Consider the following 26,261-nt stretch of genomic DNA (forward strand, 5'->3'; position numbering starts at 1 on the left):
ATGGCAATTGATTTAACTGGAATCAGGAATGTGAACGAGTATTATACCAACCATTATTTGAATTCGATCTTTGAAGAGAATACGGCTGAATCGATCAGCACTTGGCGGACATCGGCAAAGGAAAACGAAAACATTCGGACTCCATGGTCATTGCTGCGCGAGACTGCACAACACTATTATGTCATGCGCGAAAGAAAGTCCCGTGCACGTTCGTCGCAAAGGTACCTTCTAATTCGGGATATGGCCGATATGTATATGGCTGCACTTGGTTATGAAAAATCGGTATCATTTACAATACCATTAGATGATGGGCAGAATCATGCCTATATCTATTCGGAAATAAAAAAGCACAACGGAGCACCGTTGCTCTGGATTATGCTGTCGCATTCAGAGTCAGATGAGGACATGGCGTTGTTGCATGAATATTGCTTTGATTCAACTTCGGTTGAAAGTCATGAAGGGGATAAGTCATATCTTACTAACGAAGATATGGCGACAAAACTGTTCTTTTCTCTGCCAGAGCCCCCCCGGTGGTTGATTGTGATCGGCGAAAATACAATCGCTCTCCTTGATCGGAACAAATGGAATGAGAAAAGATACTTAGAATTCGACATCGAGGAGATATTTAGACGCCGTGAAGAGAGCACGTTGCAGGCGATGAGTGTCTTATTGCATAGGGAAAGCCTATGTCCTGAAGAAGGGAATCCACTGTTGGATGCCCTTGAAGAAAATAGCCATAAGCACGCTAGTGGGGTTTCCCAAGACTTAAAATATGCATTGCGCGAATCGATCGAACTGCTTGGCAACGAAGTTCTTTATGATAGGACACATAGACTAGGGTTAGACCTTGGGGATAGTCCCGTTGATGCTGGAGATTTATCTATTCAATGCTTGCGTTTTATGTATCGGATGTTGTTTATGCTTTTTATTGAAGCTCGACCTGAACTCGGTTATGCTCCTATGAAATCGCAAGCTTATGTACAAGGGTATTCCCTTGAGAGCTTGAGGGACATCTCAGATACTATTCGAGAAGAAACTAGCGAAGTCGGAGAGGGTTATTTTCTGCAGGAAACGCTTTCGCAGCTTTTCGATTTAATATATAACGGTTACCCCAAGACTGAGGAAGAATTGAAGGAATTGTCTTCTTTCAAATCCTTACATCACCTATTTGTGATTGACCCTCTAAAAGCACATATATTCGACCCGGAATATACACCTCTGCTCACGAATGCTAAATTGAGAAATCGTGTGATGCTAAAGATTATTGATCTGATGAGCATCACTCGTCCCACAGGAAAAAGAAACGACCGTCGTGGTCGTATTTCCTATGCGGCTCTTGGCATCAACCAGATGGGAGCCGTATATGAGGCATTATTGTCTTATCGAGGGTTTATTGCGCAGGAAACCTTATTTGAAGTCAAGCGTGCGCGTGATGAAATTGATGAACTGGATGTAGGATATTTTGTCCCGGAGCATGAACTTGAGAATTATACAGAGGACGAACGTGCTCGTTATTCGGATGGAAAGCTGCGCAAATATGAGAAGAGCGCATTTATTTATCGTCTTGCCGGACGTGAACGCGAAAAATCTGCATCCTTCTACACACCTGAAGTTCTCACGAAATGTCTGGTCAAGTATGCGCTGAACGAATTGCTTGAAAGAAAAACTGCCGATGAGATTCTAAATCTCACCATCTGTGAGCCTGCCATGGGCAGCGCTGCATTCTTGAACGAAGCCATCAACCAGCTGGCTGAGGCTTATCTCGACAAGAAGCAGAAGGAGCTTGGGGAATCGATATCTCATGAGAAGCGATTCAATGAGCTGCAAAAAGTCAAGATGTATATAGCCGATCATAATGTATACGGCATTGACTTGAATCCGATTGCCGTAGAGCTCGCGGAGGTTTCGTTATGGCTAAATACCATCCATAAAGGCGGTTATGTGCCATGGTTCGGAACGCAGCTGGTATGCGGTAACTCTTTGATTGGAGCAAGAAGACAGTGCTATCGGATCGAACAGCTGCAAACCGCTTCAAGCGGTATACGCTGGTATGATAATGCACCGGATCGTGTTCCCATGGACCATAAACGGATGCCCAGAAAGCAGGTGTATCATTTCCTGACGGGCGCCCCCGGTATGGCGAACTATACGGATAAAGTCATTAAGGAGCTTGCACAAGATAAATTGAAGATAATAAAAGATTGGAACAAGAAGTTTACGCGGCCATATGATGAGGACGATATCCAAAATCTATTGCGCTTGTCCGGAATTATTGATGAATTGTGGGAAAAGCAGGTAAAGTTGCGTAATGAAGTGAATGATAAAACATCTGATACCATTAACGTTTACGGTCAGAAGGTGGAAATGGAATCGTCTCGTACGACAATCCGCGAAAAGGACATGATCTATAAAACGCTCTATAAATCAGAGGAGCAGATCAATGCAGGGCCCTATGCAAGGCTCAAATTTGCCATGGACTATTGGTGCTCACTTTGGTTCTGGCCCATCGACAAAGCGGACCTTATGCCCTCGAGAAGTGAATTTATCGCGGATATGTATTTGATATTGGAAGGCACAATTCAAACTTATAAGGGTGTTAGCGAAACTGTTAAAATGGGTCAGCTGTCCTTGTTCCCCACCGAACATGAACAGCTGGTTATTGATATTAATGAACTGTATTCCGGTATGGGCGTAGTGGACATTCCAAAGCTGTGCCAACAACAACCTCGTCTTGCTTTAGTTAAAGAAATCGCCGATCACCAGAAGTTTATGCACTGGGAGTTAGAGTTTGCTGATTTGTTTGCTGAGCGTGGTGGATTTGATTTAGTAATTGGTAATCCACCGTGGATAAAAGTAGAGTGGAATGAACAGGCTGTTTTGTCGGATAGGAATCCGATGTTTGCGGTAAAAGAACTGACTGCAACACAAACTACGCAGCACAGGGCTAACGCTCTAGTAGATTCAAAAACAGTAGCTCTTTATTTAGAAGAATATGAATCTATGTCAGGAACGCAAAATTTTTTGAATGCTGTTCAGAATTATTCTGAATTAAAGGGTCAACAAACTAATTTATATAAATGCTTCCTACCGCAAGCTTGGGGGTATGGTTGTAAGACTGGTATGAGCGCCTTTATTCATCCTGATGGGGTTTATGATGATCCGAAAGGTGGAGTTTTGAGGGAAATCCTATATCCGAAGCTGAGGAAGCATTTTCAGTTTACCAATGAGCTAAAATTGTTTGCTGAAGTCCATCATAATACGGTTTTTAGTTTGAATGTTTACTGTAATTTGGCCTCCGCTTCATTTGATACTATTGGAAATCTGTTTGCTGTAGATACGATAGAACATTGTTATGACAAATCGATAACTGGAGCATTACCTGGAATCAAGGACGAAAATAATAACTGGAATACAAATGGACATCCGGGGCGTGTTGTTAAGGTTGATAGGAAAGAACTTGAACTGTTTGCAAAGTTATTTGACGGTAGTGATAACTGGAAACAAGCGCGGTTACCGGTAATTCACGCGCAAAAGTTAATTGAGGTTTTGTTTTGTTTTGCAGATCAGGAGACGTTAAGTAGTATTCGAGATGAGATTTACACAACCGAAATGTGGCATGAAACAAACGCACAGAAGGATGGAACTATTATACGAAAAGTGCATGTTCCAGAATCGACGTTGGATATGATCTATTCTGGACCGCACATTGGTATTGCGAATCCATTGTTTAAAGCATCTCGCAGGGTATGTAGATTAAATAGTGACTTCGACAATATTGATCTAACCGCTATTCCAGAGGAGTACCTACAAAGATGTAACTATTCGCCTGCCTGTACAACAGGCGAATATTCACAGCGTATGCCGTCAACAGGATGGGGCGAAAAAGCATCTCAATCTTACCGCATTATTGCACGGAAAATGCTTAACTTGAGTGGAGAAAGGACACTAATTTCAGTAATGCCCCCAATGTCTACAGGCCACATTCATGGTATCTTCGGTGTATCATTTAAGCACCTATCAGTGGCATTACAGGCATTGGGACTATGGGCATCAATACCATTTGACTTTCTTGTGAAGGTATTAGGGAAGTCGAATCTTCAATCTGATATTGTTCAGCGTTTTCCTATGTTTGACTTTAACGATAAAATTAAGTCTCTATGCTTGAGAGGTGTTCTTTTAAACGACTTAAATTCACAATATAAACAGTTATGGATTGAATCTTTCAAATTATTATCTGGTGCAGAAGGTTGGTCAAAACAAGATCCGCGTCTTTATCCAGATAGATTTAGCTCCCTAACTTCTGAGTGGACTTGGGACACACCTCTGCGAACAGACTACGAACGCAGACAGGCACTAGTGGAGATTGATGTGCTTACCGCAATGGCATTGGGGATGACACTGGAACAACTGAAAACCATATATCGTATCCAATTCCCAGTATTACAACAATACGAAGCGGATACATGGTACGACCAGAACGGTAGAATTGTATTCACCAATAACCGTAGCCTAACAGGGGTAGGGTTCAGCCGTACAGAGTTTGAACCGATTAAGCATGCCCAAGCGGGTGAAACGTTCTATAGCACAATTACCGATGATAAGATGCCTGGTGGCCCTGTAGAGCGTACCCTTGAATATGTAGCCCCTTTTGATCGATGTAATCGGGAGCAGGACTACGAGACAGCGTGGGCATTCTTTGAGAAGAAATATAAACAGTAGTATTTTCTACGTCGTTACATAGGGGGAGATTCTATTTGATACCTTCAGTACTTGCAAGGCAATTGCAGGGAGGGTTATGCGATTATATCGACACGACTTTCCCAATGTCCAATTACGCATTCAAAGGTACTCTGTCGAACATGCTGGGTACGAAGAACTCCGTATTCCGAGATCCCTATGTCGCCCTACGTTTGCCTTTCAGGGTAGCGGAGGAGGAGTCCGTTAAATTTGATGCGATCCATCCCAAACACAAACCCTATTTGCATCAACAACGGGCATTCGAACGGCTAGCGGGCGAAGACGGGCGATCCACATTGATTGCGACAGGCACAGGCAGCGGTAAGACGGAATGTTTCCTTTATCCGATTCTGGAGTATTGTTACCGTCACCGGGGCGAACCTGGTATTAAAGCACTGATCATCTATCCGATGAACGCTCTTGCTTCCGACCAAGCGAAACGCATTGCAGAGCTCATCGATGAAAGTCCGGAATTGCGCGGAAATGTTAAAGCGGGTATGTATGTTGGAGGTTATGAGGCTAAGGCCTCTCGCACGATGAGTAAGGACCGGATTATCACCGATCATGAAACGTTGTTGGCCAGTCCTCCGGATATCTTGTTGACCAATTACAAAATGCTAGATTATTTATTAGTACGTCCAAAAGACGCGTCGCTATGGGCAGCCAATCGTCCCGACACCTTGAAATATATAGCTGTCGATGAACTTCATACCTTTGACGGCGCACAAGGTACGGATTTAGCATGCTTATTGAGACGTCTGAAAGCTCGATTATATACGCAGCAAGGTTATTTGTGCTGTGTAGGAACATCGGCAACGATGGGGTCAAAGGAAAGTGCGCGATACATCAGAGACTATGCAAGCAGCATCTTCGGCGAGGCTTTCGAGGAAAACGCGGTAATTACCGAAGATAGACTGACTGCTCCGGAATTTTTCTCAGGATATGAGATTGAAGACTTCTCCCTTCCATCGGAAGAACATTGCCAGAAGCTAGTGTCTCATATTAACGAAGGAGAACTGGAAGCCTATTTGCAATGCGCGGCTGAAAGCTGGTTTGAAGACCGCTTTGACAAATCGAATATAATGGCTGCCGACGCACGGCTTAGAATGGGCAAGCAATTAATGAAGCACAGCTTCATGCAGCACATGCTTGGTCTCATGGAAAACAACTATGTTCAAGTAGAATATATCTGTGGGCAAGTAAAAGAGGTATTTCCTAATATTTCGAGGTTGAGCAATCCCTCAATTGCACTTGATGCATTATTTGCTTTGATTTCTCATGCAAGAATCGGAACAGAAGGAAGTTTACGCAAATTAGTGGATGTTCAGGTGCAGTTTTGGATGAGGGAACTCAGGCGATTACTTGCCAAAGTCAGTGGAGATCATATTGAGTATGCACTTGCAACAGACTTGAATGAACATCAGGCGAAACAATATTTGCCTGTCGTTAACTGTCGGGATTGCGGGGAGACCGGTTGGGTTGGTGTCCTGAATGAAAGAAATAATATGGCAATGGTTAACTTGGACACCTTCTATAATTTGTATTTTAGCCAAGATAGTAAAGTGAAAATGGTCTACCCTTCCAATGAAAAAGCCAAACCACCGGGTATGATTCCAGCCCGTCTATGTACGGATTGTCTACAGCTTGACCTGGGGGAGGGAGGCAAGCACTGTTCTTCTTGTGGGAATAGAAGCATTCCGGTTCTATTGCCGCTAAATAATATTGTAGGTAAAGGTGATAACAAGCAATTTTTTTGTCCGTTCTGCAACAGTAGGCATGGATTGTCCCTAATGGGATTGAGGAGTGCCACAGCTATTAGTGCGGAGGTTACTCAACTATACTCTTCAAAATTCAATGACGATAAGAAACTGCTTGCTTTCTCGGATAATGTCCAGGATGCTGCACACAGAGCGGGATTTTTTAATTCCCGTACGTGGAAATTTGGTTTACGTGGTGCCATCCAACGGTTTGCCCTTCGTGAAGGAAAAGGATTATCCCTGGATCAATTTCAAACGCGGTTTATTGAATACTGGCGCAAGAACCTGACGAATGAAGAATTCGTTAGTTTTTTCATTGCACCTAATATGACTTGGATGAGCGCCTATGAAAGAATGAAAACAGCAGGAGTTCTTGGGCATGGCGTTGAGGCAAATCGCCTCATGGAAGGAATAGAAAAACGAATCAAATATGAGATTATGTTGGAATATGGAATGAGTTCCCGCATCGGCAGAACACTGGAAAAGTCTGGATGTTCAGTGTTAAGCTTCGATGGGGACAAAATCGGAGAAATAGCGAATCGGATAAGGGAAAGAACCATAAATGAGCTGGGCGCGCTAACCAAGTGTCAGCCTGAAGTCTTCCAACGTATGGTTGTTGGGTTTTTACATATCATGCGGTCAAATGGAGCTTTTCATGATTCCGTATTTAATACATTTACCATGAATGAGGGGAAAGCTTATCTACTCTCAAATGACAAAACAAAATGGATGCCGGGTACAGCGGCAGGACGAAATATCCCCCGTTTTATTTATAAGCTAAATGAAGGTTCGAAACGGCTTTGGAGCTTTGATGCGCTTAAGGGGAATTCTAAATACGCCTACTGGATCGATGCTTGCATTGACGAACCCTTAATAGGTGAAGATGTTGCGGACCATATTGCAGAAATTATATTGAGTGAACTTATCAGGGGCGGTATTGTTGAAACGCTCCCGTCACCGCCCGCTTACGCAGTTTATGCCATTAATAAATCTGCCGTTCGTATTTCAACAGATGTGAGCCAGTTGGTTTGTGATCAATGCGGCACAGGTGTCTCAGCTTCAGAAGAGAATAGGACCTCGTGGGTCGGAGCACCTTGTATTCGCCATACTTGTGGTGGCAATTTGGTTGATGACGAAGAACAGGAGCTTGGCTATTATGGAAAACTATACAGCAATGGCGATTTGATTCGTGTTAATGCGCGGGAGCATACGGGCTTATTAGAGCGGGATAATCGTGAAGAGCTGGAACGCATATTTAAACGAAACATTGACGAACGGAAGCCATGGGATGCCAATTTACTTTCCTGTACCCCCACATTGGAGATGGGGATTGACATTGGCGACCTGTCTACCGTAGTGTTGTGCAGTATGCCCCCTGCGCAGGCCCAATTCTTGCAAAGAACTGGCCGTGCGGGACGTAAAGATGGCAATGCGTTGACGATTGTAGTATCGAATGCAAGACCTCATGATCTTTACTTTTATGCTGAACCGATGGAGATGATTCAGGGTACGGTTCAACCGCCCAAAATCTATCTTCGTGCTTCCGCAGTGCTAGAGCGTCAATTCGTTGCCTATAGCATGGACAGTTGGATCAAACGGGGGGTGCCGGATAAGGCAATTCCGGATCGTGTGGGAATCTGCCTGAACAAGTTGACGCAACGCTCCCCCGATATATATCCTTTTAACTTTCTGCAATTTGTACAGAGCAACCTTTCTAGCCTCATTCGAACCTTCATACAACTATTTGCTCGCTCAAATGATGGACTGGATGAGGATTCGATTCGGGAACTTGAACGATTTGCCAAGGGGAATGGTCTGGAAGACAGTCCGATGCATATGAAAATTCTGGAGGCGTTCGAATCCCTACTATCGCAAAGAGATTCATTATATACGAATATAAAGCAATTGAAAGAATTAACTAAAATTATTGAGAATAGGCCGAACGACTCGTCGTACGAGGAAGAAATCAAAGAGCTGAAGAGCGAATTATATGCTCTCAGTAATGTAGTCAAGAGTCTCAACAACAAGAACGTGTATAATTTCATGTCAGATGAGGGACTTCTGCCAAACTATGCTTTTCCGGAAGCAGGAATCGTCTTGAAGGCTGTACTCTTTCGAAAAGAAGAGCCTGCGGGCAACGAAGAGGAGAATAAGAATCGCAAATACGAAAAGATGGTCTTCGAATATAGCAGAAGTGCGTCATCCGCACTGAGTGAATTTGCACCAGCCAATAACTTTTATGTGGATGGAAAGAAGCTGCAAATTAATCAGATTGACACGACGACGGCTCAGCCGGCGAAATGGCGGCTTTGTCCGAACTGTTCACACGCAGAGGAGAATACACACCTTACGCATGCTGCCGCATGCCCGAGATGTGGGAGCCCTGGATGGGCAGATGCTGGTCAGGTCAGGACGATGCTTAAAGTCAAGATGGTATACTCCAATATGCCGTATGACAAAGCCCAAATCGGCGATGAAAGTGATGATCGCAGCTCGGTATTCTACTGTAAGCAATTGCTTGTGGATGTCGACGAAGATCAAGATATAGTCAAAGCATATCGCATGGATAATGATGAATTTAAATTTGGATACGAGTTCGTAAAGAAAGCTACTCTGCGGGAAATTAACTTCGGCGAAAGTGACGTGCAAGGGGAGAAACTTACGGTTTCCGGAGTAGAAGAGGTAAGAAAAGGGTTCAGGATCTGTAAATACTGCGGCCGAATACAAACGAATAATGGTACTCCAGATCATACGTTTACATGCCGTGCCAAGAATCCGCAACCGGGAGATCATGAACCCTATGAGGAGTATCTGTTCTTATACCGGGAATTTACAACTGAAGTGTTGAGAATTCTTGTTCCTGCAACAACCCTCGATTTTACAAAGACGAGACAAGAATCCTTCATTGCAGCGTTCATGCTTGGGATGAAAGAGTACTTCGGAAATGTCGATCATCTGCGAGCAACACTAACGGAAGTTCCAGTACAGGATGCAGGTTATCGCAAACAATACCTCGTACTATTTGATTCAGTACCTGGCGGAACAGGTTACTTAAAGCAATTGCTGCAACAAGATCATGCCTTAATTGAAATCTTCGAAAAAGCCCTCACGGTACTTGAAAATTGCAGCTGTAAAGAAGATTTGCAGAAGGATGGTTGCTACCGTTGCTTATTTGCTTATCGTCAGAGTCAGAATATAGGCGAGATCTCTAGAAAGACTGCCATTCATTTATTGCGCCAAATACTTAGCGGGAAAGATAATATTGAACAAATTGACAAATTAGGGAACGTCCCTGTGAATTCGCTCTTTGAAAGCGAGCTTGAGCGTCAATTTATCCAAGCTCTTGAGATGATGGGGAATGAGAATAGAACTGTAAAAATTGATAAAGCTCTTATTAATCTTAAGGAAGGCTATTCCTTGAAAGTCGGAGAATGTGCATGGGACATCGAGCCTCAAGTCCTCCTTGACGAGCGATATGGCGTATCCGTAAAATCTCGTGCAGATTTTGTATTATGGCCGAGAAGAAAATTCAGTGGGCAACGGCCGGTTGCAATCTATACGGATGGCTTCTTATTTCATAAGGATAACTGCGCAGATGATACCCTTAAAAGGGAAGCCATTAGAAGAAGCAATCAGTTTCGTGTATGGACTCTAAGCTGGAGAGATATTCAAAGTGCGTTCAATAACCAGGGGGATTACGCCACGTTGACCTTGCTGCCGGAAAATATGCCTTCGGGTTCGTCAATGTACAAGCGAACAGTTGAACACGGTGGTGCGGAAGCATTGCGGCCAGATAAAGCAACTCCAATGGAGCTGTTAATGCACTATTTGGAAATGCCAGAACCGGAGAAGCTGTTTAAGGTTCATGCCAAGGCGGTATCCTTATCATTATTAGATGCACGTAAAGCTACGGATCGGATTGCTTATGATGAATGGTATGGAAAGATCAAAGAACTACTTGAAGATTTCCAGGGATTTGATTCCGATTTTATATTGAACGAATGTATATTTGGAACTTGGACTCCCCGAATGTCAAACGCTAACCTCAAGATTTTCTCAGGAATCAAGACTTCTGAGATGAAAGAGAAAAAGGGTGATGCACTTCCTATCGTGTGTGCTTTGCTGCAGGATATAAGCGAATCGAGAACCGACAAGTATGAAGCAGATTGGAACGGATTTTGGCAATTTTATAATCTCATGCAGTTTTCGGATAACTTCGTGGGTGTCACGACAGACGGCATTCAACAGTTGATTTACAGCAAATTGCTTAATCTACTTTGTCCCGCGAATGATTATGTTGATGAACTGTTATCGTCTGCACCTGATGAATGGTCCGAAATCAAGCAGAACCTATTTGACGATGAAGCTTCAGAACTTGCCATTAAGTTGCAATCCAAGAATGTAAGAGTTCCTTCATCTGTCGGATATGAGCTAACGGATGCGAACGATGCAGTTATTGCCGAATGCGAAATGGCTTGGGAATCAGAGAAGGTTGCCGCATTGTTGATGGAGCAAATTGATAGTAAGGATGTATTTGAAAATGCCGGATGGACCGTGTTTACCTTGAATGATGATATTCCATCCGTCATCAAAGGAGGTAAAAGTTAATGGGGAAAGCGGTTGTCGCGATATCCTCGGATTTCTTAACTGCATTTGCGGCGTTGCCAAGACAAATTCAGGGTAAAGTTACCGAATTCATCAATAAATTCAGGAACAATCCACAGTCTCCAGGTATTAACTATGAAAAAATCAAGAATGCGAGTGACAATAAGATTTGCTCTGTTCGTATCGATGATACGTATAGAGGAATTGTTGTTCGGCAAGAGGAAACAGGTGTTTATCTTCTCTTATGGGTGGACCATCATGATGACGCATATGCGTGGGCTCAGAGGAAAAAATGTACGATCAATCCATCTACGGGTAACGTGCAAGTATTCGATATAACGATGGAGTCCCCAGTTGGTTCAATAGAGGAAGACCAGCTATTTGTTGGAGTTTCCGATAAAGAACTCTTATCGCTAGGGGTTCCTGAAGAACAACTTCCGTTGGTCCGATCCATCGTGTCCGAGGAAATGCTATTCTCACTGAAACAATCATTCCCGGAAGATGCTTATGAATCTTTAGAATGGCTTGCTAATGGATTTACTGTAGAGGAAGTGTCCCAACTCTTTGAGGACGGGTCTGACGAGACGGGTAAAGATAATAATTTTGCAACGGCGTTAGATCATGCAAGAAGCCAGAAAAACTTTGTCATCATTGAAGGTGAAGACGAACTTCGCCGGATCATGGCAGAACCGCTGGAGAAATGGCGTGTCTTTCTACATCCAACGCAAAAGAAAATTGCAAATAAAGATTATTCCGGACCTGCCAGTGTCATAGGTGGTGCAGGTACTGGAAAAACTGTCGTTGCCATGCATCGCGCAAAGTATCTAGCCTCACAAATAGATGGTAAAGGGAAAATATTGTTTACCACCTATACTACAAATCTTGCCGGGGATATAAAAGAAAATCTCCGAAAGATTTGTACTGTTGATGAACTGCGACGTATAGAAGTGATTAATCTCGATGCTTGGGTTATGCAGTTTATGCGGGATCAAGGGTTTACATACTCGATCGCATACGATGAACAGCTAAGCAGAATTTGGGATGAGGCCATAATACTTGCGGGTGATTCTTCAGGTCTTACTTCACAATTCTATATGGAGGAATGGACAAAGGTTGTTTCTGTGCAAGAAGCATATACCAAAGAAACCTACATGAAAGCTTCTCGCATCGGTAGAGGTACCCGCCTGGATCGAAAATTGCGAATCCAAGTCTGGAGTGTAATCGAAGAGTTTCAAGCCTTAATGAAAGACAGACAGATCAGAGATTTGGAAACGGCTATGTATGAGTGTAGATTGATGATTCTTAAGAATCCCGGAATCTTCCAATACTCCGCAGTAATTGTAGACGAAGCACAGGACTTAAGTATAAATGCGTTTCGCTTGTTACGTTCAATCGCAGGAGAACAACATAAAAATGATATGTTTATTGTTGGCGATGCCCACCAACGAATTTATAAAAATAAAGTTATCTTATCTAAATGTGGAATAAACGTACGTGGAAGAAGCAGTCGCTTAAGGATTAATTATCGTACCACTGAAGAGATTAGAAAGTATGCGTTTGGGCTTTTACGAGGAGTCCCCTTTGATGACCTTGATACTGAGAGTGATAGCGGTGATAGTTGCCGATCATTGACCCACGGGATTAAACCTGTAATAAAAAGCTATAATTCTGCATTAGAAGAACTGGACTTTATCATAGATGAGATCAAAAGGCTAAATTCATTAGGGACGGATTTCAAGAACATATGTATAGTTGCACGTACACATAAACTGCTTGATGATTATATTTCCGGTTTATCAGCTATTGGAATCAGAACATATGAAATCAAGCGAAATAAAATCGATGATAGAAATATAGAGGGAGTTCGTGTGGCAACCATGCATCGTGTAAAGGGACTTGAGTTCAAGCATGTATTTGTTGCCGCGGTGAACAAACGCATTGTTCCGCTTCATACTGCTATTGATACGACCGATACCGTAGCAGAAGAAGAGTCCATAACAGCAGAAAAATGTTTGTTGTATGTCGCGCTAACCCGTGCACAAGAAACAGCATATATTACTAGTTATGGGCAACAATCGGAACTGATTGTTTAACAAGCTGAAGGTTTCTTTGAATAATTAATGTAGTTCTTAAAACATAAATATGTGACTATAATTTAGCCGCGGCGAAATAAACATCATTATGTAAGTAATACTCTCTGAGAAAGGGGAGTTTTTCGTTTTTACATCATAGTAATTTATAGCAGATTGTTCGTCGCATCTTAAGTGATAAACATGATCTGGCATCTTCTATTATTGTATCGAGTTGAATCCTGGGTATAGAAAGTGAAATAGTGGCAAGTGTGTCTAGCTAATTCTTAGAGAAGGCCGCCCAGAGAGAAAACTGACAGATTTCCCGACGTTTATTCAAATGTAAGGCTTTGTGTGTCGCGGCTTTTATTCACAACTATTGATTGAAATATATAAAACTTAAAGAATCGCACAAAAGAATAAAGTCCTACTTCTTGGTTTCCTAACATTATTATGTTGGGGAACTTTTTTATTGATAATTGCTTAGCAGGATTTTGTTGGATATTGACGAAGATATAGGAATTTGGAACTATTTCGGAAATTGCACTTAGAAAAAAATGCAAGTATCCATGAAAAGTAATCGATAAATAAATTTAACAAGAACGTATGTTTCGTGACATAGATGTACCCAACGATTGTTTTATAATATTTGAGAGTAACAACAGGAGAGGGGATGATTTCATTGAAAACTGTTGTATTGGCTGAGGAAGTATTAAAATCTAAGGGTTGGGCATACCAGTTTGATCTATCTGTATTGACCAATCAAGATGAAGACTCAATTAATGAGCATATTCAAAATGTATACTTATCGGCAATTCAGGCATTTCCAAACAGAAATCAAAAAACTCTTGAAGGGACCTTTCTATCTTTGGATTTGTCAGAAGAAGCTGTTAGGAGATAACCGTCAATTTGTTGATGGTTTTGCCTTGATCATTACGCCATTTTTCCAAGACGTGGTTGGCCGAGATGGAGCCTGTTGTTGAAACGATGTGGCGACATAGAGGATATATTCGAATGGAATCTGCTATTCCAATTTTAGAAGGCGCGGTTCCTGTTTTTGAAGAGGGGCAAGCGTTACTGATTCAATTGGATGGTGAGCTGATGTCCAGATTGTCGAATGTATTTGAAGAGCTTCAGTATATGCTTTCCCTTATTAAACCAGGGATGACTCTCAGATCAAATCCATATGAGGGATAAGCAAATGGGCGCTCAAGAAAATCATGGGAAACTGTTCTATGATACCGGCAAGCTTCATTACGAAGGTGGGCTCAAGGATGTAATCCCTCTTCGGGAAGGGATCAAGTATTACAAAAATGGCATGAAGCACATGGTCGGTCTATTTGAAGACTGGTTTATTTCAAGTGGACGAGAGTATTACGAAAATGGAAACCTGAAGTTTGAGGGCAAATACAAATCAGGGCCAAGACAATATTATGGACTGAGATTTTTCCATGAAGGAAAGTTGGTTTTTGAACCGGTCAATTGTGGTATGAAGGAGCTTTTAAAATCGAAAAACATGGAAGTTTGGGTTATCCTGTGTTTAAAAGAGCAGCATCGTTCCTTAGAGGAACTGAGTACGACGAGCAAGGGATAATCGTTAAAGTATATTAGAAAAGCAGGTATTTGGAGGCTAACATGAACATTACCCAAATTGAAGAAGCCCTAACGATTTCTGATACGTCGCTACGTTGCCAACGCGTGCTTGATGAGGTCCAGCCAGTACTTCGTCAATTGATGGACGATTTTAAGAACAAATATGGTAACGAAGTTCCTGAATTGCTTGATTATAAAGTTCATACTTACGAAGCGACACTTAGGACAACCATGCATGACGCTCGCAATCCGAAATACGCGGAAAGCAAAGCGAATACCGATATCGGTAAAAAAGCGTTCGTATCCATTCTAGATAAGAGCTATTTCGGTATGGAAATCGGCATGTTGTCGTTGGAAATGAACGGGATGGACAAAACGTTAAAGATCATCATGAATAGCAGCTTTTATCCATTCTGGAATGGGATTCGTACGAAAGGTAATATTAAACAATTCACCGATATGCTTGGATCGTTGTCGGATCGTTTAACGATTCATGAAATCGACAAGGTGAACTTTACCATTCCGAGGCATGAGTTCATTGGATATATCCAAAAGTGCGAAAAAGAAAATCGTACCCCTTGGTTTTCTTTTGGCATCTATTTTCCTTTCAATGAAATGCCTTTGGACGAAGAATTGTTGCGAATGATTTGGGAGACTTGGCACGATCTCGAGGCGTTAAGGAAATATATTAAAGACGAAGCCGCAGAACATTCAAATTCTCTTAAACTCTTCGATTTGTTAAATAAACACAAAGAAGATTTTCAGATCGAACTTTACGGAAAAACATATGTGGTTAAGTTGGAGGAAACCGCCCTGAGGGGAAACTGCCGACAATTATATAATATAACGGATAAAGGGCAGCTTTTGACTAAAGCAGCGTTTCATCATTTTGAAAGATTGCCGCATGAAGTGCTAGGTGTAAAGACCGATGGTCGCGGCGATATATACGCCAGTCTTCGTGCAATTCATGGTAAAGGCAAAGTGGAATGGACCATCTCCAAGAGTTATTACTCTCGCGGGAAAGAGAATTCCTCGGAGACCAATCGGTTGAATCAATCCCGCGCAATGGAAGCATTGGCCGAGCATGGGTTTAAAGTACAAGACAATTCCTTTTACATCGGAACGTGGGATAATGAAACAGGACATTTTACGGAATCCATTGAAGAAATAAAGAAGAGGCTCTTCGTATCGGCGTTGATTCTGGCAGACAGCAAAAGAAAAATCAACTTACCAAAGGATGATCATCCAGTTGCCTCATCATTAGAAGAAGAGGGATCTGAAGATGAAGTTGAAGTTGAAGCGTTTGAAGATTACAAGCACGATTTCAATTTAGCTAATATTTTGTCAAACGTTAGCGAAAGCCCATTTACTTACTCAAATGCGATTATCCGTGATTTTCATCTGAATCTTACGAGCTTGGAGGACAAGCATTTCGTTATCTTGAATGGCATCTCGGGTACGGGAAAAACGAGGCTTTGTTTGCTTTATGCCAATGCGGTATACGGACGGACATACGACGACCTTAACCCAAATTTAAAAGTCATCCCCGTCCGTCCGGACTGGACAGATTCGACCTCTTTGTTCGGGTATTACAGTGCATTGGAAAAGCGATACGTTAGGACACCGTTCCTCAACGCCATCTTACAAGCGATACAGGAAGGAAAGCCGATGTTCATTGTGCTCGATGAAATGAATCTGGCTCGTGTCGAATATTACTTAAGCGACTATTTAAGTGCGATCGAATCGAGGCAACCGATTCGACTGCATACGGAAAGCCATATTACGGATGTCCCACAGGAATTACAAATCCCCCATAACCTGTATGTTATCGGCACGATCAACGTCGATGAGACTACGCATGGCATCTCGGATAAGGTACTGGATCGAGCGTTTGTTATGACGTTGTCGGATGTCGATTTGGAGCAGTTCTGGGAAGCAGCGGAGTCAAAGTATAAGGCCAACTTGCAGGATGAATGGAAGCTGTTGCGAGAGCTTCACTTGAAGCTAAGCCGTTTTGATCTTCATTTCGGCTATAGAACAATAAATGAAATGCTCCGAAAGCTGTACGCCAATGCCGAACTTGATCCGGATATCCGCATGGAGAAGAAGGAAGCGGTTGACCGTGTTATTGCCGAGAAAGTGATGCCTAAAATTCGCGGGGATGAGCGCATTGATGCTTTGCTCATTGATTTGATTGATTGGACAAGCGCATTGTTTGGCGACGGATCGGAATCGCTCTATCATCTTCTTCGCATGAAAGGGGAACTGGATCGATATGGCGCTACCCAGTTCTGGAGATAATCTTGAATTTTATTGCCCGGATACAGGGACATGGACTCCTATTGATAAAATGCGTTTTGAGGAAGCGAGAACATATCGTTGGAGATCGTCGTTCAATGCCCCTTTCAAATTTCTATTGAATGAAATACCATTATCGATGGTTCGTACGGAAATTGGCTGGGAAGGCGAGTGGATGGCGCCTTTTCAGTCCGGCATGTTAACATTTTCGATTGAGCATGACGAGCGAGTAACCGTACAAACTTATCTGTATTCGGACAATCGGAAGTTAACGGAAACCGATTTCAGTCACATGATAGTTGATATTCTTTCAGAAGCCGCGGCATGTTTTCAGCATTGCGGGGCGCATTTGAAGTTTGACAATAATGGCTTTGTACGAAAAGTATCCTTGGCTCAATGGGACTATATTGATCGGAATTTTCATCGGTTACATCGAATTTTTCGTCAAATTCAAGCCGAACCGCTTCGCAAACTAAGAGCGTCTGAACAGTGGATTCGCAGAGAAAATGTGAAGCATGTGACGCCGGCGCTTCTTGCTTGGTCAGAACGACATGCAGGCCATGGAATGAGCGAGGGGATTCCTGTTCCAGAGCTCATTTGGTCTGGTGTGCGTGAAGAAACCTTTAACGTATTTGAAAACCAGGTTCTGTTACGGCAATTGCGTGATTTACTTCGACTTCTCCGTGAATACCAAACGATATCGATTGATGCAATACGTTCGAAGGCCGAACAGTATGTTGATCGCGTCCATTACTGGCTTCGATCATCATTTCTGCAGCAAATACAACCTCACATTGGTCCAGTTGTTATTTCGCAAGCCTTTCGGAAGCATCCGGTCTATCGTAATTGGTTTTCCTGGTTCCATGAACTTTATCAGTTTAACGAGTATTCAATCGGCTTTAAAAGTCCGATTCCACTTAAGGATACATATCAGCTTTATGAAATTTGGGTATTCATGCAAATCGTTAAGATACTCCGGGAAAACGGCGCTGTTCTTGATACTTCTGATCTATTTGCTCTGGAGCAGGATGGTCTAGTCTTGAATTTGTCCGAAAAGAAAGAGAGCCGGATTAAAATGGTCGGCGGTGCAACACTTGCATACCAACGATGGTTTACAAGTGCAACTCAGGATTTCGTTACCTATACTCACGGAATGAAGCCCGATATTGTACTCGAGGCAGATGGGAAATTATATATTTTCGATCCCAAATATCGTCTTGATCATAACCTCCCGATGGCGCTTGGAGAGATGCACAAGTACCGTGACGGAATCGTTAGCAAAACGAATCGTAACAGGGTGGTTGAGGAAGTTTTTATTATTACACCGGCACCTGGGAAGGAAAACGCTCACTTGTTTGGTGATGAGTATCGTCAGCAATATCAGATGGGGGCTTACTGGTTGAAGCCAGGGGACAGTGGTCATGAGTTAACAAACAAATTGGCCGAGATAATATCTGATCAAATTCTGACCAAGAGAACGAATTGATAAAGAACGTGTACTAATTTGGCAAAATCATATAAGCCAGGTTAATACACGTTCTTTGCATATAGAACATACATTCGGTGACAGGTCGTTGTCCAAAACTCAAGTTACAATTAGTGTTAGCACTTTCGAGGAGCGTGTTCCATTGAATAGACTACAAGATATGATTTATTACCTTATCACCGGATTACAACAATGGACAAAAAACTATGATCATATCCCAGATGAGCTTTATAAGGGCATGCTTATGTTCATACAAGAAGCCGGAAGGTCAGGGGCTGAGATTCCTACGGATTTGCACCGGCTTCTTCATATCTTGCATAAACCATCTTCTGAATGGGGGATTCAAGGGCTTATTGAATATTATCCTGGCGAATCCTCTCTTATTGAAGAGTTTATTGGGATAACACCTGATGCAGAGGATTTCATTAATACTTATACATCCCCTGATGAAGCGCAGCAGAAGAATATGCTGGCTATTTTACAATTCTGCAGAGATGGAAACCAGAGTTTGCAGGCAGAATATACTCAAATTCGTACATTCTTGTCCTTGCCTCAGAATGCAGTATTGTCTGCGCTTCAACTCGCGCAATTTGCTGAGTCCATTCGAGACCGTGAATTAAGCACGTTAGTGCGTCAGTGTTATGAAGAGGCAACTTTACAAATGGATAACTATCGTAAATGCCCTCATTGTGGATGGACATTAACATACAAGCATGATCGATGGCGATGTAACAAAGAAAATATCTGTCATTCGTTAGCTGATTTCGAGAAATTTGATTTGTTCAACTATAAAGATGAACGAGTCTTCCGGCTGCTTCCCGGTATACAGAGGTATGTGCTGTTACCTGGGATTTCTGAAATGAAAATTGCTGAATGGTTAAAACAGCAAGGGTACGGAGTAGAGTTATATCCTCATATTGATGAGTATGATCTTGCAATTTCACATAATGAAAGTGAAAGTAAGATGTTTTTGGATGTAAAAGATTTCAAGGATCCAAGAACGCTGGCGAATTTCTTTAATCAAAAATCATTATCGTATTTGGAGAAGTATGGTCAACAGGTGTATGTTGTTATTCCCAAATACCGAAATGATCTATATCCATATTATGGTATGAGAGCAACAACACTTTTAAAAGAAGACAGAAGGAAACTCATAAAAATCATTATGGAGAATGAATTGGAAAAAACGTTGAAGAAGGTGCTCTGGTGAGAAAAACATATTGGGATTTAACTGAAGAAATAAACAAAGAGTTTTTCTCGCTAGAACTGCCCAAAGCCGACATATCAACAATAATAAGCCTGGAGCTATTTATGACGGGCTGTCATTTGATTGACTCGATGCTTCATATTGATCAAGGTTGGTCGTTATTGGTCGGTTATAATGAGCCGATCTTAAAGTACATCGAACATAAGGATATCGTAGTCCGACTTAGAATTTTATTCCCTGAGTTAAGGAGTAAGAAAATACTGGCTAGACGGATTGAAGCCTATCGAGCTCTTGATATGAAATATCGTTTGTTTGATATCGATGAAAAGGGAAAGCTTAACCAACTGGTTCCGCGATTTTTGACTAATAGAATAAACAATTACGAACAGATACTTAAAAAACCGATTCCCAGACAAAGCAATACAACTACTTTTGCGACTCAGAGGAAATTCGAATACTCCAGAATCGTAAGAGGAGGATTTATTCAAAGCTTTCATGGCAACATCCCGGAAGCTTTAGCAGTAAAAGAAAAGCGTTTATTACCTTCTTATCGTGAGAAGAAGAAACTTAGTCTAGTGTTGCCCTTCAATGGGCTTTCGTTGGGCAAAGAAATGGATGAAATAGCCGGGAAATCTTCATCTTGGGCGAACAGAGCAACTGCAGTTGTACTCGAGTCAATAGATTGGGATATAGAGTTTGTTTACAAAGGAAACCAGCATATAGGCGGTGCATTGGGAGCAGGGAAATCTACTTTCATGCTCATGGAGACGTATCGTCTCGTGAAGCAGGAAGGTGCCAGAGTCGGATTTATTGAAGGCAGCGTTTCCCAAGTGATAGAGCGTATCAAAATTCTACGTGAGTTGGGTATTCATGCTGTTCCAATCATCGGCAAGTCATCCAGAAAGACGCATCAAGAGAATTATTTATTTGCAAATGCCGGCGGGATTATCGAGCTTAGTGATTGGACGAACAACGAATTTCAAGATCTAAAGCATTTGTCGGACTTATGTGTTATTAAAGCGTTGTCTGAAGATTACGAACGAAATAGTAGTTATCCGTGTACTCAGCTAAAACAAGAAAATAAGTCTGTGAAATGTCCATTAGCGGATCAATGTGGAATTTACCGTGATTTCTCCCGACTTGCAGAAGCAGATGTTTGGGTGGCTACGTCTGCAAGTGTACTCAAGACAAGGATTCCAGCGATGATTGATCCGTTAGAGAGGACTATTTATGAAGCGATGTACGACCTTATGGATGTCGTATTCGTGGACGAAGCTGACGAAGTCCAAAAGCAATTCGATGAGACGTTCTTATCGGAATATAATGTCTTTGGAAGCGTTGAGGATATTTTTGAACGGCTGTCTAACGAATCCAATCAATTAACGAATGGACGGTATCATTTAGCAGGTGATCCTGTAGTTACGGAGTGGAAAGATAAGCTTCGCCAATTGGATCATATGATCTGGAGCATATATAAAAAGCTAGATCGTTCTCTAACGTTGCGTAAGAATATCAGTCGTAATCTGATTAGAGTGGCAGCACTAGCCGATTCATTAAGCGAGAAGATCACTTTCGACGATGAATCGCAAAAGAAAATCCGTAAATATTTATTGGATTATGCAAATGAGCCTTATCAAGATTCCATGTTATCTAGCATTGTTGATGAGTTAGTAGAAAAAGAAAATCACGATGAAAAGCAGAAGCTGCTGATTCAGATTACAGAGAAACTGCTTAAAGGAACAATTCGGCCGCGTGTAAACAGAGATTTATTTTATGCGCAATTGGAGTTTTTTGTTTATTTATGCCGAGCGGAAGAATGTATCAAGTTCATTCTGACTTCCTTTACTATGATTCAAGCCAAGCTAGGAATGACAGCAGATTTTACTCCGTTATTCACTATGCAGAAAGATTATCAAGCATTCATGAAAGAGGCCATGACGGGCACGATGATCGGATATAAATACGATTTAAAGGATGGGGAAACAACAGGGACATTTAAATTAGTCGAATATACAGGGGTAGGCAGATTATTGTTGCATGACTGGCATTGTGTATATGAAGATTCTGATCAGAAACAAGGGCCGGCAGTTATCTTTCTTTCAGGCACAAGCCATGCACCTGAATCCGCGCATTATCATTTGAACACGGGATCCAAATGGTTGCTCAAAGCAGATCGAACATCTCCGGAAGTTCAAATAACATTCAAACCCATTCTTGACGCTCGCCATAATAAATTTCTTGAAGTCTCAGGGATAGGCGATGAAGAGGTTAGAAACAGCAATTTATATGAGATGGTTCAACAACTTAAATCTGATATTCTTTATGAATTGAATTTTTGGAGTAGTAGAGGAAATCCGCGAAGGGTACTCTTAGTGGTAAATTCGTATGATGATGTTGCCACAGTCGCCAGGGCTTTTCGTGGTGATCAGAGTTGGCAAGGACGTTATAAAGTTCTATCAAGGGAAAGAAGTTATGAACCAGATCAATTCCCTAGAACAATTATTGAATCCTTTCGTAAAGAAGAGGCTGAAGTATTGATTGTACCGCTTCTCTCTGTAGGTAGAGGTTACAATATCTTGGATCAAAATGGAGAGTCGTTGTTTGGATCAGTCTTTTTCCTCATTCGTCCTTATCCTATTCCGAATGACATGAATTACTTGGTTCAAGCGCTCCACTCCTACTTGACTCAATATTTACAACGAATAACAGGACAAGGAATTCATTACGAAAAAGCTGTTTCTAAATTACGCCAAATTAGCAGCGGTAAGTTCGAAGCGATGTATAAAAAGCCTGACTACTGGTCGATTCTTAACGATTCTGAAAGAGAAGTTATGGCGTGGTATACGTTTATCCCGATTTGGCAAATGATTGGACGATTGCTGCGCGGCGGTAAAAATGCCAGGGTATTTTTCTGCGATTCAAAGTTCAATGCAAAGCCTGCTGGTAAACCAGAAGGGATGTCCATGTTGGATAGTTGGGCAGCGATTATGCAGAAGCACAAAAGGGATCCTTTGTTTTTGAGTTTGTACGGACCATTTATCGACGGAATAAATAATATCATTCTGGAGGGATATTGCGATGAAGAAGATGGAACTGTTTGCACTGGAGATTGATGAAACGCTGTTTTATAACGAAACTATCTATTATATGAAAATGCCGGAGAGCTGGAGAAACTTCTTTAATAGAGAGCGTACAGATCGCTTTAAGCTTGCATTTAAAGTAGAACCTCTAGGAAAGAAGCTTAAAAGTATTTTTCCTGAAATCGTAAGCGTATGTTCAAACAACAAGGTGTTGCTCGATGATCAGCCTTGGCTAGTTTCCACAAAACCTATTCATTCATCGTATATAAAACATTTGACGCTTGGATGGCTAGCACATTTAAAGGATTATTCGATTCCTGATTTACCGCAAGACGTAAGAGATTCGGAGCTTGTTTGGGCTTCTTCTACGTTTGGTGATGTTCACGAATTCGTTGATAACTACCAGTGGGTTCCCGGCATGGCAGCAGTCAAGTTCTGCCAGGAATCAAAGTTTCTTGATTTAGGTAATGAGCTACGTGAAGAGCTGAAATTCTATCATGTTATCTTTAATGATAAACACGAATGCATTTCTAATCCGATTCGAAAATCTCTTCGTCATGATCCATTTTCTTATGTCATTCGATTTGCATTGAAGACTCGTGGGGGAGATGCTGATCGAGCCATACTAACGGTTTCCTTGGGGACAAGAAGGTATTTGAGCGATGTACAAATCAAAGAAGGCAAGTGCTACATGAGGTCTGGGCATTCCTGTTCGGTTTTGGTATCTGTTCAAAATCCATATGTTACGAGCTTAGATCGTTCATTTTCCCAATTGAAATTTGAAAGACGTCCTCGAAACTCTTCATATACATCATGGGAGAGCGCATTAGACGAATTGTATTGGGATGTGCTGAATGGGGAGTCTTTCGAGGCAGATTCGTTGCTTGTGAATCCCAAGGTCTATTCCGATGGGGATGGAGAAATCACGGCTTATGTCGTGAACAACAATCTATTTACTGGAAATAGTGTGAAAGCGGGAATCGGCCTTCCAGAGAAAAGCGGTTTGTATAACTTGGCCAAAGGGTTCTTAACGGATTATGGTGCAAGAGAACTTCAACTTATTCCTGATATTTCTCTTAGAGGTATGAATGACAATCGCTTTCCAATCGTTGTTCCTAAGAATGAGCGAATAACTATCGAGATTTATAGTTCTCCCGAGATGTTTGAAGCAGTAAAAAAGGAACTATCTACAGCGCAAAAGTCAATTGATAACGTAACTATTCTTGAGGAGATTTCTGACTCCGTCTTTAGATTAAATTCGGATAAAGAATTCATTATTGAACTTGTCCATTGTAATTCAGACATCATAACATCGGAACTAGAGATTGATAGATATAAGGATAACTCGATCGCTCAAGAAAAACGCATTAATCAAATTGTGAAGCAACTTTCCAAAGTTGAATCACCGAGCCACTCGGTATTAGCTCTTATAGAAATAGAAGAAAAGGGTAAATGGAGAGATGGAGCCGATCCAAAGAAAGCTATCCGAGAAGGATTGAAGATGACAGGGCGACTATCGCAATTTATTCACCCACTAACAGGTGATGAGAAAGGAGATTTATCCCGCATTCTGAATGCTGTAGTAGACCTTTTCAACGATTATGGTCTATTTAGTGATAACGTCAATAAGGTCAATGCGTCTGGCACGTTGTTATCTGTATCTGTCATAAAAGCTGGAAGTAAATATTTACCTGCCATTTCAAGATTAGACGGTACGGATCTCAGTGTTAAGCTGTTAGGTAATGATAGGTGGATGACTTTGTCAGAAGCGGCACTGAAAATGGATGAATCTAAATTTCTTGTTAATCCTCGAAGAGAAAATAAAAGCAGCGAAGTGTTTAAAGCATTTATTACAGCTGAGATTCACAGTGAACTAGAACGAAGTTCGGGGCAAGTCATTGTGCTTATCAACGCTAAATTAAGAAACGGTTGGTTGGGGGCTATCGGTAATTCAAAAATACAATGCGATCGTGTTCCTTATCTTAATGAGAGCTTGGCCAATGAGACACGATTAAGGTTCATCCGCATTAACGCGACGGATGACATTCCTCAATATCGAATCATTATTGATGATGAGATGAACAGGTTTACTAAAGCATTAGGAGTTTTTAAGGACCCTGTAGGTATTTATTACGGTGTGGGCGGAAGACCAAATGCATGGAAAGGAATCGCTAACGATGCAACCAAGTTTTCATCGCCATCCAAATTATTGCTCCAACAACGGGCTGTGGAATACATTCCGTTAGGAGCAGAGAATGAAAGCGAGTCGGATGAACTTGCTCTTCTAGCGGATCATCTAAGACGATTAGGGTTGACTTATGATAAGCACACCATTTTTCCGTATACGATGCGTGTACTGAGCTCATTATCGAAATATATTACCGGTAATAAAGAAGATTTTGACTACGACGCTGAGTTTGACGAAGAAGTGGAAGTTGTGTCAGAGGAAGATTTGATAGAGGTGAAAATGTGACCGCATTAATTAAAGGCTTTAAAGACGGCGACGAGTTTGTCGGTTTTTACCTGATAAAAGAAATAGAAGCGAAGCAGACAAATAGTTCGGTGAAAAAAGATTATTTGGACCTTGTGCTTGCTGATTCCAGCGGACATATTTCAGCCAAGTTTTGGAATGCAAGCAAAACCGATATTGAAACATTCTTTCCTATGTGTCTTGTCAAGGTACAGGGTGTAGTTCAAGTATATCGTGATAAATTACAAGATAAAGTGCTCCGAATTCGGAAAACAGTGGAGCAGAACGGGGTATCCATTACTAATTTTATCCGTTCTGCTCCTATAGGAGCAGAGGAACTTCTCCCGGTCATTCATCAAGCTGTCAGTAGCATAACAAATAACGATATTCGAGCGATTGTTACTTTTTGTTTTGAGAAAGTTAAAGACACAATACAGTCCGCGCCCGCGGCCAAATCCCATCATCATGCTTATTTCGGTGGTTTGGCTTACCATATTGTTCGAATGCTTGAATTAGGTGAATTTATTTGCCGGCAACGGCCGTTTCTCAATTCGGATTTGATTAAGGCAGGCATAATCTTGCACGATATAGCAAAACCAGCAGAAATGATTTCGGAATACGGTATAGTCATTGATTACGGTAACCAGGGCAAATTGGTAGGACATATCAGTATGGCTACCAATTGGATTACAGAAGCTGCAATAAAACTTGGCATCGATTTAGAGTCGAATGTCATAATGGCACTATAACATTTGATTCTGTCTCATCATAATTTGGGTGAATGGGTGAGCCCAATTCAACCGCAATTACCGGAAGCTGTGGCTCTTCACTATATCGATGCGATGGATGCTAAACTGCAGATGGTAGAGGACATGCTTCAAACAACTGCGGATAACGAAGAATGGACATCGGTTATTCGTGGTTTGGAAAATAAAGCAATTTATAGGTTGAAAATATGA

11 protein-coding genes and 1 pseudogene are annotated in these 26,261 nt (G+C 41.7%); all 12 read left to right on the forward strand.

What is annotated here, in order from left to right; all coding sequences use genetic code 11:
- The 12 genes and pseudogenes from PUT07_RS30750 (at position 1) to PUT07_RS30805 (ending at position 26,261) form a co-directional block, all read left to right on the forward strand.
- The gene (locus PUT07_RS30750) at positions 1–4,719 is read left to right on the forward strand and encodes an Eco57I restriction-modification methylase domain-containing protein (protein WP_274472600.1); all 4,719 of its coding nucleotides are present in this window, start codon (positions 1–3) and stop codon (positions 4,717–4,719) included.
- A 35-nt stretch (positions 4,720–4,754) separates the two neighbouring features.
- Positions 4,755–11,102: a DEAD/DEAH box helicase gene (locus PUT07_RS30755; protein WP_274472601.1), complete on the forward strand. Its 6,348-nt coding sequence runs from the start codon at positions 4,755–4,757 to the stop codon at positions 11,100–11,102.
- A complete protein-coding gene (locus tag PUT07_RS30760; protein WP_274472602.1) occupies positions 11,102–13,192 on the forward strand; it encodes a 3'-5' exonuclease in 2,091 nt (696 codons plus the stop codon). Before PUT07_RS30755 ends, PUT07_RS30760 begins: the two co-directional genes overlap by 1 nt.
- A 649-nt stretch (positions 13,193–13,841) precedes the next feature.
- Entirely contained in the window at positions 13,842–14,069 is a 228-nt protein-coding gene (locus PUT07_RS30765) for a hypothetical protein (RefSeq protein WP_274472603.1), read from the forward strand.
- 113 nt (positions 14,070–14,182) lie between these two features.
- Complete coding sequence (locus tag PUT07_RS30770; protein WP_274472604.1) at positions 14,183–14,365, forward strand: hypothetical protein; 183 nt, start codon at positions 14,183–14,185, stop codon at positions 14,363–14,365.
- A gap of 4 nt (positions 14,366–14,369) precedes the next feature.
- Positions 14,370–14,762: a hypothetical protein gene (locus PUT07_RS30775; RefSeq protein WP_274472605.1), complete on the forward strand. Its 393-nt coding sequence runs from the start codon at positions 14,370–14,372 to the stop codon at positions 14,760–14,762.
- Positions 14,763–14,803: 41 nt separating this feature from the next.
- Entirely contained in the window at positions 14,804–17,062 is a 2,259-nt protein-coding gene (locus PUT07_RS30780; protein ID WP_274472606.1) for an McrB family protein, read from the forward strand.
- The gene (locus PUT07_RS30785) at positions 17,037–18,545 is read left to right on the forward strand and encodes a DUF2357 domain-containing protein (RefSeq protein ID WP_274472607.1); all 1,509 of its coding nucleotides are present in this window, start codon (positions 17,037–17,039) and stop codon (positions 18,543–18,545) included. Before PUT07_RS30780 ends, PUT07_RS30785 begins: the two co-directional genes overlap by 26 nt.
- Positions 18,546–18,687: 142 nt before the next feature.
- Complete coding sequence (locus tag PUT07_RS30790) at positions 18,688–19,755, forward strand: restriction endonuclease-related protein (RefSeq protein ID WP_274472608.1); 1,068 nt, start codon at positions 18,688–18,690, stop codon at positions 19,753–19,755.
- Positions 19,752–22,865, forward strand: coding sequence for a hypothetical protein (locus tag PUT07_RS30795; RefSeq protein ID WP_274472609.1), 3,114 nt, complete (start codon positions 19,752–19,754; stop codon positions 22,863–22,865). The genes PUT07_RS30790 and PUT07_RS30795 overlap by 4 nt, the downstream gene beginning before the upstream one ends.
- Entirely contained in the window at positions 22,831–25,305 is a 2,475-nt protein-coding gene (locus tag PUT07_RS30800; RefSeq protein WP_274472610.1) for a pPIWI_RE module domain-containing protein, read from the forward strand. The genes PUT07_RS30795 and PUT07_RS30800 overlap by 35 nt, the downstream gene beginning before the upstream one ends.
- A pseudogene (locus PUT07_RS30805) lies at positions 25,302–26,261 on the forward strand (3'-5' exoribonuclease YhaM family protein). Before PUT07_RS30800 ends, PUT07_RS30805 begins: the two are co-directional and overlap by 4 nt.

Origin of the sequence: Paenibacillus sp. MAHUQ-63, assembly GCF_028765165.1 — a bacterium.
In the GTDB taxonomy this organism is placed as follows: domain Bacteria; phylum Bacillota; class Bacilli; order Paenibacillales; family NBRC-103111; genus Paenibacillus_E.

Bases quoted from the DNA above. Each gene is read 5' to 3' on its own strand.
- PUT07_RS30750 (WP_274472600.1), top strand. From the start codon at position 1: ATGGCAATTGATTTAACTGGAATCAGGAATGTGAACGAGTATTATACC.
- PUT07_RS30760 (WP_274472602.1), top strand. From the start codon at position 11,102: ATGGGGAAAGCGGTTGTCGCGATATCCTCGGATTTCTTAACTGCATTT.
- PUT07_RS30765 (WP_274472603.1), top strand. From the start codon at position 13,842: ATGATTTCATTGAAAACTGTTGTATTGGCTGAGGAAGTATTAAAATCT.
- PUT07_RS30770 (WP_274472604.1), top strand. From the start codon at position 14,183: ATGGAATCTGCTATTCCAATTTTAGAAGGCGCGGTTCCTGTTTTTGAA.
- PUT07_RS30775 (WP_274472605.1), top strand. From the start codon at position 14,370: ATGGGCGCTCAAGAAAATCATGGGAAACTGTTCTATGATACCGGCAAG.
- PUT07_RS30780 (WP_274472606.1), top strand. From the start codon at position 14,804: ATGAACATTACCCAAATTGAAGAAGCCCTAACGATTTCTGATACGTCG.
- PUT07_RS30785 (WP_274472607.1), top strand. From the start codon at position 17,037: ATGGCGCTACCCAGTTCTGGAGATAATCTTGAATTTTATTGCCCGGAT.
- PUT07_RS30800 (WP_274472610.1), top strand. From the start codon at position 22,831: ATGAAGAAGATGGAACTGTTTGCACTGGAGATTGATGAAACGCTGTTT.